Origin of the sequence: Paraburkholderia sp. MM5482-R2 (genome assembly GCF_050436125.1) — a bacterium.
In the GTDB taxonomy this organism is placed as follows: Bacteria; Pseudomonadota; Gammaproteobacteria; order Burkholderiales; family Burkholderiaceae; genus Paraburkholderia; species Paraburkholderia tuberum.
The window spans coordinates 2,874,054-2,886,772 of record NZ_JBNDLP010000003.1 but is presented as its reverse complement, the minus strand read 5'-3'; the positions used below and the strand labels follow the sequence as shown (position 1 = coordinate 2,886,772).

The following is a 12,719-nucleotide window of genomic DNA, read 5'->3' as shown; positions in this document are numbered from 1 at the left end:
GTTTGACCCAGCCATAGGCTTATTTGGCTTTTACACGCCAGTATCTGTACTTTTGCGGAACGAAAGCCTCATGCCTTGAGCACGTTCTTCCCCTTCGTCCCGAGCAACGGCAAGTCGCGGATCCGCACACCGGTCGCGTCGTCGATCGCATTCGCGAGCGCCGCGGCGGCCGGGCCTTGCGCCGCTTCTCCGACCCCGAGGAATGGCAGGCCCGGCCGGTCGATCAACAGCACGTCCACGCGTTTGGGTACGGACGAGAAACGCATGATCGGATAAGTGCTCCAGTCATAGCTCGTGATGCGTTGCGGGTCGAAATGCGTTTCTTCATAGAGCGTCCAACTCGTGGTTTGCAAAATGCCGCCTTCGATCTGATTGCGCACGCCGTCCGGATTGACGATCTGTCCGCAATCGACGGCTGCTACGACACGCTCGATGCTGAGCTCGCCGGTATCGCGCATGACCGTCACGTCCATCGCGACGGCAAGGTAGGCCATCAGGTTCTTGTATTGGGCAAACGCAAAGCCGGTACCGTGCGAGCGCGGGCTCGAGTCGCCCGTTCGCGCGCTGCGGGCTCGCCAGCCGAATTGATCGACTACGGCGCTAATGACGCCATGCGCGCGCGGATCATCGAGATGTTTGAGGCGAAACGCCACGGGGTCGGCGTGCGCGGCTCTGGCGAGCTCGTCGATGAAGCTCTCGATCGCGAACACGTTCATGTGCGCGCCGAGCGAGCGCATGGCAGAGACGCGTATCGGCATCGTCGGCACGAAATGATGCTGTACGTGCAGGCTGGGCACGCGGTAAAGCGGAATGCTGTTGCGGTCGCCTCCGCCTTCCGGCATCGGAATCGGCTTCGGCGGCGCGGGGGTGAACGGTTGCGCAAGGAGCTGCGCGGGCAACAGGCGGCCCGCATTCTCGATGCGGTTGTTATGCGTGTTGCTCCATAGCTCGTAACGCCAGTCGGCAAGCGTGCCTGCCGAATCGAGCGTTGCATTCGCCTCGACTGTCATGGCAGGGCCGAACGGCTCCCACATGTGTTCCTGTTCGCGCATCAATTGCACGCGCACCGGGCGGCCAGGCAGCTCGCGTGCAACGAGGGCGGCGTCGGCCGCGACATCGTCCGCGCCGTTGTGTCCGTAGCAGCCCGAACCTTCCACATGCACGCAGCGCACCTTGTCGGGTGGCATCGCGAGCATTTCGGCGATGCCCGCACGCAGCGGATAGACGCCTTGCGTGTGCGTCCACACGGTCATCACATCGTTGTCGAGCTGCGCGACAGCGCACGATGGCCCAATCGAGCCATGCGTCAGATACGGCCTCGAATAGCGCGCCCGCAGCGTTGCCACAGGCGCGGCCGCGCCCGTCGCTGCGCCCTGATCGGCCACCGCGATTTCCTGTGAAGGCAGACTCATCAGCAGCGCGTGAACGTTCGCCGGATCGGGCAGCGGCGGCCCGGCCTGCCATTGCGCGGCAAGCGCAAGCTCACGCATCGCGAGGATCGCGCGCCATTCGTCGTCGGCGACCACCGCGAGGTAGTTGCCGTTGCGCACGACCTTGATGACGCCGGGCAGCGCTTCGACGCGCCCGCTATCGACTGCGACGAGGCTCGCGCCATAAGACGGCGGCCGCACCACGCGGGCATGCAGCATGCCGTGCGGCCGCAGGTCCTGGACGTAGCTCGCGCCGCCCGTCACCTTGCCCGGGATATCCACGCGCGGCAGCATATGGCCAATCAGCGCGTAGGCCGATGGCGGCTTTTTCGGCGCGTCGGGCTGCGCGTTCTGATGGAGGTCCGCGTATTGCACGGCTTCGCCGTAGCTCATGCGTCTTCCGTCGGCGGCAATGACGGCGCCGTCGCGCGTCGTCAGGACCGCTGCGTCGACGCCCAACTGCGACGCCGCGCTCGCGACCAGCAGCGCGCGTACCTGAGCGGCGGCGTTGAGGATCGCGGTGCCGCTGTCCGCCATCGTGTGACTGCCTGCGGTGTAGCCTTCGTTCGGCGTTGCGGCGGTGTCGGCGGTGATCAGCTCGATCGCATGAGGCGCGAGATCCAGCTCTTCCGCGGCGACCTGCAGCAGCGCGGTGCGAATGCCCGTGCCAAGCTCCGCCTTGCCCGTGAATACGCTCACGTGGCCGTCAGGGGCGACCTTGATCCACGCATCGAGCAACGGCGTGCTCTTGAGACTGCCCGGCAGCTTCGGGGCGCTCGCGTTGAAGGTGCCTGCTTCGGTGGTGGTTTGCGCAAGCGCGGCCATGCCGGGCACGATCGCGAAGCTCACCATCAGCGAGCCGCCAACGAGGAAGCGGCGCCGTGCGGGGTCATCGGGGCCGCTGCCGTGAGCGACGGAGGACGGGCGGCCGTCGCTCACGACTGCGCTCCCTCGTCCGTTCGCGGCGAACCCGTCGCGACTTGCCGGATCGCCGCGAGAATGCGCATGTGCGTGCCGCAGCGGCACAGGTTCGGCTGCATGTAGCGGCGGATCTGTTCATCGCCTGGGTGCGGGATTCGCTCCAGCAGCGTGTGCGCGCGCATGATCATACCGGCGATGCAATAGCCGCATTGCGCGGCTTGCTCGTCAATGAAGGCTTGCTGAAGTGGTCCCGGATGTTCCGCGCTGCCAAGTCCTTCGACGGTTCGCACTGGCCGGTCGCCAACGGCCACGACCGGCATGAGGCACGAGAACACCGGCTCGCCGCCGATGCTGACCGTGCATGCGCCGCATTGACCGAGACCGCAGCCGAACTTCGCGCCATCGAGCTGCAACTGGTTGCGCAGCACGTAGAGCAGCGGCGTTGACGGGTCGACATCGACCGTATGACTGACTCCGTTGACGTTGAGCGTGATCATCGTGGCAGGCCGTCCTTGCGAAAATGCGCGACCGCGCCGGCGTCGAGCGAGGGCCACGCGTCGCGTGCGGTGAAGCGTTCGCGCGTGTAGTTGGCGAGCTCCGCTATCTGGGCATCCGTGAATGTGTTGGCGAATGATGGCATGAAGGGCGCGCTATCGCTTTCGTGCCAGTCGATTCCATCGAGGATGATACGGACCATGTTGCGTGGGCTGTCGGCGTTGACGGCCGTGGAAAGGGACAGCGACGGTCGAGCGCCCCCGCTCGACATCGGCGCGCCTTCGGCATGGCACGATGCGCAGGCCGCGGAGAATAGATTCGCGCCGCCGCCGGGCGCGGTGGACACGGGCGCGGCGGAAGCGGAGGGCGAGGCGACCGGATGCTCCGGCATGCCTGGGCCCCCGGACGGCAACGCCAGCAGATACGCGGCAATCGCCTCTACGTCGGAGGCGGACGCGTCGGCGAGCATGCGCGTGACGGGGCGCATCGGACCCGCCGCCGCCCCATGGGCGCTCGCGAGGCCCGTGCGCAGATAGCTGACGAGCTGTGCCTGCGTCCAGGGCGTGGGGCGTGAAGCGAGGTCCGTCAGCGCGGGTGCATCCCATCCGTCGATCGTGCCGCCTTGCAGCGCGCGGTCGCGGCGCTCGGCACCGAGGCGGTCGAGCGGCGTGTGGCACGCACCGCAATGACCGAGGCTTTCGACCAGGTATCGTCCGCGTGCGACGTCCGGCGCTTCGGGCGGGGCCGGCGCTGCTTCGGTACCGGTATGCAGGTAAAAAAGATTCCACACGGCGATGAGGGGCCTGAAGCCGAGCGGGAAGATCAGCTCGTTGTGCGGCGCAGGCGCCTTGACGGGAGCGCGGCTCATCAGCCACGCATACAGCGAGCCCATATCGGCATCGCTGATGTGCGTGAAGTGCGGATAGGGGAACGCGGGATAGAGCAGATGGCCGTCGCTGGACACGCCGCGCCGCATCGCGCGCGCGAACGCGTCGAGCGACCAGCCCCCGATACCCGTCTCGTTGTCCGGGGTGATGTTGGTCGAGTAAATGATGCCGAAGGGTGTTCGCAGTGGCAGTCCGCCCGCGAGCGGCAGGCCGCCCGTCGCGGTGTGGCACGCGACGCAATTGCCAACGGCCGCGAGCTTCGCGCCGCGCGCCGCGGCCGCGGTATCGCTGCCGGCCGCGAAGGGCGCGGTCACGGCAACCGGCGCGGGCTCCCCAGCATGCGCGGTGGGTCCGCCGTATGCGGCCATGAGGGCAACCAGAACAACGGCCACGCCTGCACTCGCCACCCGTCCTTTCATCTAGCCTCCATCGCCGAGCCGTCCGCATCATGGTCCCAGACTACGTCGCGCGGCTCCAGGTGGCGCAAGCGGCGTTCCTGATATTCGCGGAAGTCTGCGGCTGTCCGCCGCTCCGCGGTTCGCCGCTGTCTACGATGACGGAAGCTTTAGGGTCGAACAGCGGCAGGTCGCGATAACGGTCTCGCCTAGCCGGCTGCGATCGCGATGGCGATCTGCACGAAAAGCACCTTGACGATGGTCATCGACGGAAAAATCATCGCGTACATGACGTCGGGCTGATCCGTCGGCGCGATGCGGTTGGCGAAGGCGAGAATCGCGGGATTGCCGGTGGCCCCGCAGATCACGCCGACCGATGTATCGAAAGACAGTCTGAAGACCCACAGGCAGCACACAGCCGTGACGCCGACGAGCACCAGCAGCGTGATCACGCCATAAAGCAGCAGCAGCGGTCCGGCGGTGCCGACGGTCGCGACGAACTTCGGTCCGCAAGACAGGCCCACCTGCGCGAGAAAAATCGTCAGCCCGAGATTGCGCAGCACGAGATTTGCAGAGAGCGGCATCACCCACACGAACGGTCCGCTGCGGCGCGCCTTGCCGAGGCACAGCGCGACCAGTAGCAACGCCGCGAGACCCAGGCTGAACACGCCGAGACCGGGCGCGCGCAGCGGGATCGCGCCGACCAGCAGCCCCGCTGCCGCGCCGATGCCCAGACAGATGAAACTGAGGTCGGCCGTGCCCTTGATCGAATCGCCGAAAAACGCGCGGACCCTCGCGCGATGCGCGCTACTGACGAGCAGGCCGACGCGGTCGCCAGCTTCGAGAATGAGCTCTGGCGTCGACAGTAGATCGGCGTCGCCGCGCCGCACGTGCGCGACCGCGCAGTTCACGCCATCCGGAAAGCGCAGATTGCCGAGCGCCGTGCCGACGACCGACGGACTCGACGCGAACACGCGCATATAGTCCAGGTCTTCCCGATGACTCGAGATACGCCCGGGCTGTAGCTCGCCGCAGAGCGCCGTTGCTTCGTCGAGCGGGCGGCGCTCGGTGGCGGTGGCAAGGAGGACGTCGTCGGCGCGCAGCGTGAAGTCGTCGCTGGGCAGCTGATTGTGATGCGCGCGCCGCACGGCCGCGATCACCACGCCGGCAGGCAGGCGAGTCGAGAGCTCCGACAGCTTGAGACCGAACAGACTGGCATTGCGCAGCGCGATTTCCGCGGTCTCCAGCAACTTCGCGGGCGGTTTCGGTATTTTGGCTTTCAGGACCGAGTTCAGCACATAGAGGAATAGGATCGGCCCGGCCACGCCGAACGGATAGGTGACGCTATAAGCCACGGCGGCATCGCTGCTTTTCATCGATGCGATGGCAACCTGCAGGCTCGCCGTGCTGGTGCCGCTGCCGGCGAACATGCCGAGCGCATCGGCGAGCGTGATGCCGAAATGGATGAAGGCGCACGCCACCAGACCCGAAACGATCACGCCCAGACATGCGGCCGCGTTGGCCTTCATGCCTTCCCGGCTCGTGAGTCCGCGGAAGAACTGCGCGCCGTACTGAATGCCGATGCCATACAGAAACAGCAGCAGACCGAGCGTGCCCAGCAACGCCGGCGGCGCGGATTTCGGCGCGAACGCGCCGAGCGCCAGTCCAACGAACAGCACGGCCCCCGAGCCTAGAGCCACGCCCTTGATAGTGATTTCGCCGACCAGGTAGCCGAGCGCGATGGTCAGAAAAAGCGCGAACAGCGGCTGAGTTTCGAGGAAAGTTCTGGCTGCTTCCATGCCGCCTCCTATAGGTGGACAAAGCAACGCGACTGAGCGCTTCCACCGGCTGGCCTCGCGTTCGACGCGCGGCAGTTGCTGACGATACTCGTTGCTGCTATCGCGTTGCGCCTGCGAGGTTGCCCGAGCCGAGGCCCACGATCAGATCGAGTGCGCCGTTCTTCAACGCTTGCGTCGCGACCACGCCCGCCGCTTTCAATGCGGCCGCGTCGATGCGCGACGCGTCCGATAGCTCGACACGCAACCGCCGCAAATGCCGACCCATTTGCCATGCTTGTGCGCACCGTCGACCGTCATGCCGATCAGACGCAACACCGCCGGGTGCAGCGCGTCGGCCTGCTTCGCGAGTTGCGGATGGCCGCGGTCCATCACGAGCGTGTATTGCGTGAGATCGTTCGTGCCGATCGAGAAGAAGTCGACTTCGCGTGCGAGCGGCTCGGCGATCAGCGCGGCCGCGGGGACTTCGATCATGACGCCGACTTTCACAGCCGCCGCGGGTGTGGGCGCATCGCCGGGCTTTTCGCCCGATCCCTCGCCAAGCAGACGCGCGACGGTGCTGGCCGCCTCCGCCGCGTCGGGACCGCGGGCCTCGACGCGCAGCTTGTCGCCGAACTTCGTTGCGAGCCCCATGATCGCGACGACGGACTTGGCATTTGCGCTGGCATCGCCGCGCAGCTGCCGGATCTCGGACTTGAATTTCTTCGCCTCGACCGCGACGACCGCGGCGGGCCGTGCATGCAGGCCCGCTGGATTCGGCAGCGTGATCTCGTCGGAGAAGATCGCGCCGGTGGCGCTGGCCGTGTCCTTGTCCTCCATGCTGCCGACCAGCTCGACGTACAGCGCGACGTCGGTGCCGGCGACGACGAGCCCTTTCGCGGCAACGTAGCGCGTGACGAGATCGCCATTGGCGATCACCATTTGCGTGAGCAGGCTGGTTGCTTTTGCGCCGACCGCGATTGGGTCGAAGCGGATCAGCGGCGTGCCCGTCGCGACGGCGTCGCCTTCCTTGACCAACGGCATGAAGCCCTCGCCGCGCAGCAGCACGGTGTCGAGCCCGATGTGCAGCAGCACTTGCAGACCGTTGTCGGCGGTGATCGTCGTGGCGTGGCCAGAGCTATGGAGTTGCGTGACCTTGCCGGTAAGCGGCGACAGCAGTTCATCCGAGGTCGGATCGATCGACACGCCATCGCCGACCATCTTCTGGGCGAAGACCGGATCGGGCACGCTCTCGAGAGGAACCAGTACGCCCGACAGTGGCGCCATCAACCCGATGCGCTGAGGACGCTGAGGAGCTTTCATCGCCAGGACTCCTTGTACATTGACGCTCGCCTCAGGTGGCCCGACTCGAGCCGCATGGGCGCGACATTCACACGTGCGGTCGGCACCATTGCCGCTCACCCACTTGTGAGCGGCGCACGTTACAAAAGCGTCGGTGACAAAAACTCGGGAAACCCAACAAGGTCGCGCACGTCGCCCGTGTGCGCCCGCGCAGCCTCGACCGGGATGAATGGAGAAACGTCAGGCGCGCTCCGACGGCACTGTTTGCGTTTGCCGGGCCGCCTCGCACCCGTGCGCAACCCTTCGTACCGTGGTCCCGGAAAAAGGACCCGGAAAGCGCTCTGAAAAAGAGCATATGTTACTGAGCGCAGATTGCAAGACAAGACGATTTCGGACGGGAACGCCTGAAATTTGCAATTTCCTGGCGGGAGATGAGCGGTCTTTATTAATTGGCGTGTGACGCGTTCATTAATCTGTGTTTTATCCGTTTAGCGAAAGGCGGCGGCCCGACAAGACGCTCACCCTTGCTGTTCAGAGTAGATCCGTCACGACATCCACCGTATCGAACTCGATGAGCAATTCCGCGCCCAACGAGGCGCCTATAGATGCAATCGGCATATTGGGGCGGTTCTCTTTCCCGAAATATGATTTTTCTAGCGCATGGAGGGCGCGCTGATAATCAGGGGACTGGAAGTCGATGGTTTGGCCAATGCGCATCACCTTGCTGATGGCGAACGCTTCCGTGCCGACGTATATGGAAGAGCCGTACGGGTCGTTTCGCGAGACTAGCTGACTCATAGCGAGATATCGCCGCAGAGGCATTGTTCAGCCACACCTTCTAGTCTTTTCATCGGACGACTCTTTTTCCCACACGAGGCCCAGCCTAAAGTACGAGACTTCAATCTGGCATCAAGGTCGTCATGCAAATCGATACACCTGCAATCCCGGCATCGTTGGAAGGACATTCAACCTCCGCGGGTCAATGGCTCTCCGTCATAGCGGTAGCGGTAAGCGCATTCGCCTTCGTCACGGCCGAGTTTTTGCCTGTCGGGCTGTTGCCACAAATCGCACACGACCTCGGCGTGTCGACCGGTGTCGCTGGCCTCATGGTCACCACGCCCGGCGTGATGGCCGCGATATCGGCGCCTACGCTGATAGTCAGCGCGGGCCGCATGGACCGCCGGTACGTTTTCCTGCTCCTCACTGCGGTACTGTTGATCGCGAACGTCGTGTGTGCCATCGCACCGAACCTCGCGATCATGCTCGTAGGACGGGCTCTGCTTGGCGGCGCGCTGGGTGGCTTCTGGACTCTGGCGACGGCGGCGGCTCCTCGACTCGTGCAAGCAAAGGATGCCGCCAAAGCGACCGCGACCATTCTGACCGGCGTGACCTGCGCAACCGTGATCGGCGTGCCGCTCGGGACGTTCATCGCATCGTTTGCATCGTGGCGCATGGCGTTTGCCGCCACCGCGGGCCTCGTGTCGCTCGCCTTACTGGCGCAGGCGTTCCTCGTGCCTTCGTTGCCGTCGGCATCGGCGTTGCGGATCGCAGATTTCAAAACCCTGCTTGGCCGGCCTCATACGAGGTTGAGCATGGTGATGGTCGCGCTCGTCTTCGGCGCGCATTTCTCGACCTACACGTATATTGCGCCGCTGCTCGAACACGACTTCTCGTTGAGCGCCATCACGCTGTTGCTGTTCGGATTCGGTCTGATCGGCTTCTTCTCCAATGCGTTGACATCGATGGTGATTTCGGACCATCTAAAGAAATCCGTCGCCGCGATGGTTCTGCTGCTATTGGGCGCGTTGTCGTCGATGTTGCTGCTCGAACATTCGCCGATCGGCGAGACCGCGGGGATGCTGCTGTGGGGAATCGCGTTCGGAGCGCTTCCGCTTTGCTTCAGCGTGTGGATTCAGCGCGGCACGACAGACCTGCCCGAAGCGGGGTCGGCCATGTTCGTTAGCATCATCCAGGTGGCGATTGCGGTGGGCTCGGCAGTGGGGGGCACCATTGTCGACCGTGCGGGCGTTCACGCTGACTTCACGCTGGGACTTGGACTCGCGCTACTGGGCCTCGTGGCACTGCAACGGCTTGCTGTACTGGAACGACCGGCCACGGCGGCTTCCCTTGATTGCGCCTGCGATGCGTCGGTTGACTGACGCGTCGAGACAGTACGTCGCGTGACTGGACCGCACCGCGCTAGCCAACTGTGGCGACCGCCAGGCGACCGAATCCGTCAAACAGCCGTCTTCACGACTCTGGGTTGAAACGGGGCGTTGAGCGGCACGTCGCCAGCGGCCTCGTTGCGGGCGGCGCTCGTCGATAGATAGCGCAAACAGCACACGCGCAAAAAAGACGCGAAATTCAACGGCTCTTCGCCGCGCAAGGCGACCAGTTCGTCGTGAAGCTTCACGACGAACTGGGTCGTCGTCACGTTCTCGCGGTTGGCGATTTCCCGAAGCACGTCCCAGAAGAGATTTTCGAGCCTCACCGTGGTCACGACGCCATGAATGCGCAGCGCGCGCGTACGCGACTCGTAGAGGATCGGATCAGCGTTGACATAGACGTTGCACATACGTTCAGCCTTTCTCGCGAATGATGACGTCGCAGGACGCGAAGCGCGCGGCGCGGGCGCTCATGCCGTCGTGATCGAGCGTAACACGGTTGGTCGCCCGCGATGCCGCGCCTCGGTCGAGGCGCGCTCCTTCAATGCGCGATGCGCGTGCCCAGCAGCGCAAGGAACTGCGCAAGCCAGTTCACGTGCGAGGTCCATGCGGGCGCGGTGACGAAGTTCTCGTCCGTGATCGCATCAGGCCAGTCGAGCGCCACGTACTGCGCGCCCGCGAGCTTCACTTCGGGCGCGCAGGCCGGATACGCCGAGATGCGCCGGCCTTCGATCACACCTGCCGCAGCCAGCAGTTGCGCGCCGTGGCAGACCGCGGCAATCGGCTTCTTCGCTTCGGCGAATTGGCGCACCCAGCCGATCACCTCGTCGTTGAGCCGCAGATATTCGGGGGCGCGGCCGCCGGGCACGAGCAGCGCGTCATATTGCGCGGGGTTCACCGACGCGAAATCGGCGTTCAGCGTGAAGTTATGGCCACGCTTTTCGGTGTAGGTCTGATCGCCTTCGAAGTCGTGGATTGCGGTGCGAATCGCGTCGCCCGCGCGCTTGTCGGGCGCGACGACGTCCACCGAATGCCCGACTGCCGCCAGTGCCTGAAACGGCACCATCAGCTCATAATCTTCGACGAAATCGCCGGCGATGATAAGAATTCGCTTTGACATGCTTCGTCTCCTCTCGAATGGGGTGGGAAATGGCGAGGCGGACGCGCTATCGCGGTGTGAAGGCGGCGGCCGTTGAGAAGCAATATAGCGATCGACGCAGTGGGCCAGGTAATACGCGGCTAAATGCCGACCAGGGATTTCACTGAGCTGAACGGAATTCAGCCCGAATGCGGCAGACGATCGCGGTAGGTGGAGCAAAGAAAAAGAGTCGCGCTCCATTCGAGTGCGACTCTTTTATCATTGGGAACGTCCATTCAACCGCGCAGATTCGACACACATCGCTGCAGCACCTTGCGCAGCGTATCGACCGGGATTTCCGTTACTCCGTCCAGCATGGACGCTTCGAGCGCGTCGATCGCCGAATCGCATTCCTGCAGTACCCGACGCCCTTCGTCGGTCAGAAACAGATGAATCAGTCGACCGTGGGTAGGATGCCCCACGCGTCCGACCCAACCGTTGGCTTCCATCGTCTTGACAACTTCGTTGGCCGACTGCGGCGTAATGAACGAGCGTTCGGCGAGTTTCGCATTGGTCATCGCGCCGCTGGCGCTGATGACGGAGAGCGCGGTGAACTGAGGCAAGGTCAGCCCGAATTCACCCAGTACATCGATCAAACTGCGTTTGAGCAGGCGGTCGAGTTGGCCGACCACATAGGAAACGCGGGAAGGTGGCGCACCGGTTTTCGTTGAACCGGCCTGTTTGGCAAGGGGCGTTCGCCGCTTCTCCATTGTCTTGATCATTATCAGGTTGCCTTAGGTGTTTCTACCAGGCATATCATATTCTACTTTCAATATCAGGTCTCCTGATACTAGACTCATCATCAATTCCGGGGACGCTGTGGGAAGGATTCTGATAAGTGGCGCGAGATCATTGTCAGAAATCTTCTCCTTCCCATGGCCGCTTCGTCGAAGAACGAAGCGTGGCTCGTCTCTGGCAATTCAATCAAAGATGAAGGAGACGTCATGTCAAGTGTTGCTAATCGGTCGAGTGCGGTGGGCTCCAGTACTGCACTAACGTTGGCATTGTGCTTTCTCGTCGCGGTGCTGGAGGGTATCGACCTGCAGTCCACTGGCGTTGCGGCGCCTCGAATGGCGCACGAGTTCGGCTTGTCGGTCAGCCAGTTGGGGCTCGCTTTTAGCGCCGGCATGTTGGGGCTTTTGCCGGGCGCGATGATCGGTGGCAGACTCGCCGACCGGATCGGCCGCAAGCGCGTTCTGATGATCTCGATGGCGATTTTCGGCATCTTCTCGATTGCGACCGCGCAAGTCTGGAGTTTCGAAAGTCTGCTGATTGCTCGCGTGCTGACGGGAATCGGGCTCGGCGGCGCGATGCCGAACCTGATCGCGTTGTCGTCCGAGGCGGTCGATGCGCGTCACCGCAACACCGCGGTTAGCGTCATGTATTGCGGTATGCCGCTCGGCGGCGCGCTTGCCGCATTGATCGCCGTACTGAGCGCGGGTGCTACTGCGTGGCGTCATATCTTCTACGTGGGCGGAGTCGGACCGCTGATCATCATTCCGCTGCTGATGGCATTGCTGCCTGAGTCGCGCGAATTCGCCACCGAATCGCGGGAATTCACGACGGCGGACAAGCCGCTCCTTTCGACGCGTGAAGTCCTGTTCGGCGAGGGGCGTGCCGCCGCGACGATCGGTATCTGGATCAGCTTCTTCTGCACGCTGATCGTTCTTTACTTCCTGCTGAACTGGCTGCCTTCGTTGACCGTGGGGCGCGGCATGAGCCGTTCGCAGGCCGGGATTGCCCAGATCTTTTTCAACGTCGGCAGTGTGATCGGCGTACTCGGCATCGGTCTGCTGATGGACCGCTTCAGACAAGGCCTGTCAGTCATGGCAATCTACGCGTGCATCGTCGGTGCATTGGTCGCGCTTTCGCAAGTCGCCAGCATCGAGACACTGTCCGTCGCCGTGCTGTTTGCCGGAATGGGCGTCGTCGGTGCGCAGTCGATGCTGTATTCGCTGTCCGCCGCCAGCTATCCGACCAGCGTGCGGGGTACGGGAGTCGGCGCCGCGGTGGCGGTGGGACGCGTCGGCTCGATTGTCGGCCCCGTAGCCGCCGGGCAATTGCTTGCGATGGGAAAGAGCTCGGCGCTCGTCATCGGCGCGAGCGTGCCGGTGACGATCGTCGCGGCGATTACAGCATTGCTCGTCATTCGCTCCAACGCCGCGAAACGCTAACTCTTCGTTGATGGACCCAACTGGCCCGGCGTTTTCG

11 protein-coding genes are annotated in these 12,719 nt (G+C 63.9%); 2 read left to right on the top strand and 9 right to left on the bottom strand.

All coding sequences use genetic code 11. The features are described 5' to 3' along the window. Positions 1-68: 68 nt before the first annotated feature. The 6 genes from OKW37_RS35195 to OKW37_RS35170 all read right to left on the bottom strand — a co-directional run bounded on the left by OKW37_RS35195 (position 69) and on the right by OKW37_RS35170 (position 8,003). The gene (locus OKW37_RS35195) at positions 69-2,369 is read right to left on the bottom strand and encodes a molybdopterin cofactor-binding domain-containing protein (RefSeq protein WP_429403687.1); all 2,301 of its coding nucleotides are present in this window, start codon (positions 2,367-2,369) and stop codon (positions 69-71) included. Next, the gene (locus OKW37_RS35190) at positions 2,366-2,848 is read right to left on the bottom strand and encodes a (2Fe-2S)-binding protein (protein WP_429403686.1); all 483 of its coding nucleotides are present in this window, start codon (positions 2,846-2,848) and stop codon (positions 2,366-2,368) included. Before OKW37_RS35190 ends, OKW37_RS35195 begins: the two co-directional genes overlap by 4 nt. Continuing rightward, a complete protein-coding gene (locus tag OKW37_RS35185; RefSeq protein ID WP_429403685.1) occupies positions 2,845-4,152 on the bottom strand; it encodes a c-type cytochrome in 1,308 nt (435 codons plus the stop codon). Before OKW37_RS35185 ends, OKW37_RS35190 begins: the two co-directional genes overlap by 4 nt. A gap of 185 nt (positions 4,153-4,337) precedes the next feature. Beyond that, positions 4,338-5,927 (bottom strand): aspartate:alanine exchanger family transporter, encoded by a 1,590-nt coding sequence (locus tag OKW37_RS35180; protein ID WP_429403684.1) that lies wholly within the window; start codon positions 5,925-5,927, stop codon positions 4,338-4,340. Positions 5,928-6,122: 195 nt separating this feature from the next. After that, positions 6,123-7,226 (bottom strand): glucose PTS transporter subunit IIA, encoded by a 1,104-nt coding sequence (locus OKW37_RS35175; protein WP_429403683.1) that lies wholly within the window; start codon positions 7,224-7,226, stop codon positions 6,123-6,125. 510 nt (positions 7,227-7,736) lie between these two features. Further along, positions 7,737-8,003 carry a hypothetical protein gene (locus OKW37_RS35170; RefSeq protein WP_429403682.1) on the bottom strand — a complete coding sequence of 89 codons (267 nt, stop codon included), beginning with the start codon at positions 8,001-8,003 and terminating at the stop codon, positions 7,737-7,739. A 122-nt stretch (positions 8,004-8,125) separates the two neighbouring features. Between OKW37_RS35170 and OKW37_RS35165 the strand changes: the two genes are divergently transcribed. Continuing rightward, on the top strand, positions 8,126-9,364 hold the full coding sequence (locus OKW37_RS35165; RefSeq protein ID WP_184061888.1) for an MFS transporter: 1,239 nt from the start codon (positions 8,126-8,128) through the stop codon (positions 9,362-9,364). A 77-nt stretch (positions 9,365-9,441) separates the two neighbouring features. On the opposite strand, the gene OKW37_RS35160 is transcribed toward OKW37_RS35165, so the two are convergent. From OKW37_RS35160 to OKW37_RS35150, 3 genes are all read right to left on the bottom strand, one after another. Continuing rightward, positions 9,442-9,780, bottom strand: coding sequence for a ribbon-helix-helix domain-containing protein (locus OKW37_RS35160; protein ID WP_018424506.1), 339 nt, complete (start codon positions 9,778-9,780; stop codon positions 9,442-9,444). A gap of 131 nt (positions 9,781-9,911) precedes the next feature. Further along, positions 9,912-10,490 (bottom strand): DJ-1/PfpI family protein, encoded by a 579-nt coding sequence (locus OKW37_RS35155; RefSeq protein ID WP_184032364.1) that lies wholly within the window; start codon positions 10,488-10,490, stop codon positions 9,912-9,914. A gap of 254 nt (positions 10,491-10,744) precedes the next feature. Further along, complete coding sequence (locus tag OKW37_RS35150) at positions 10,745-11,230, bottom strand: MarR family winged helix-turn-helix transcriptional regulator (protein WP_090808939.1); 486 nt, start codon at positions 11,228-11,230, stop codon at positions 10,745-10,747. 222 nt (positions 11,231-11,452) lie between these two features. Here OKW37_RS35150 and mhpT point away from each other — a divergent pair, with 222 nt between their 5' ends. Continuing rightward, positions 11,453-12,682 (top strand): 3-(3-hydroxy-phenyl)propionate transporter MhpT, encoded by a 1,230-nt coding sequence (gene mhpT, locus OKW37_RS35145; protein ID WP_429403681.1) that lies wholly within the window; start codon positions 11,453-11,455, stop codon positions 12,680-12,682. The last annotated feature ends 37 nt before the right edge of the window (positions 12,683-12,719 follow it).

Excerpts from the sequence above, each read along its gene's own strand:
- OKW37_RS35190 (WP_429403686.1), bottom strand. The coding sequence starts at position 2,848 with ATGATCACGCTCAACGTCAACGGAGTCAGTCATACGGTCGATGTCGAC.
- OKW37_RS35185 (WP_429403685.1), bottom strand. The coding sequence starts at position 4,152 with ATGAAAGGACGGGTGGCGAGTGCAGGCGTGGCCGTTGTTCTGGTTGCC.
- OKW37_RS35180 (WP_429403684.1), bottom strand. The coding sequence starts at position 5,927 with ATGGAAGCAGCCAGAACTTTCCTCGAAACTCAGCCGCTGTTCGCGCTT.
- OKW37_RS35175 (WP_429403683.1), bottom strand. The coding sequence starts at position 7,226 with ATGAAAGCTCCTCAGCGTCCTCAGCGCATCGGGTTGATGGCGCCACTG.
- OKW37_RS35170 (WP_429403682.1), bottom strand. The coding sequence starts at position 8,003 with ATGAGTCAGCTAGTCTCGCGAAACGACCCGTACGGCTCTTCCATATAC.
- OKW37_RS35165 (WP_184061888.1), top strand. The coding sequence starts at position 8,126 with ATGCAAATCGATACACCTGCAATCCCGGCATCGTTGGAAGGACATTCA.
- OKW37_RS35160 (WP_018424506.1), bottom strand. The coding sequence starts at position 9,780 with ATGTGCAACGTCTATGTCAACGCTGATCCGATCCTCTACGAGTCGCGT.
- OKW37_RS35155 (WP_184032364.1), bottom strand. The coding sequence starts at position 10,490 with ATGTCAAAGCGAATTCTTATCATCGCCGGCGATTTCGTCGAAGATTAT.
- OKW37_RS35150 (WP_090808939.1), bottom strand. The coding sequence starts at position 11,230 with ATGATCAAGACAATGGAGAAGCGGCGAACGCCCCTTGCCAAACAGGCC.
- mhpT (WP_429403681.1), top strand. The coding sequence starts at position 11,453 with ATGTCAAGTGTTGCTAATCGGTCGAGTGCGGTGGGCTCCAGTACTGCA.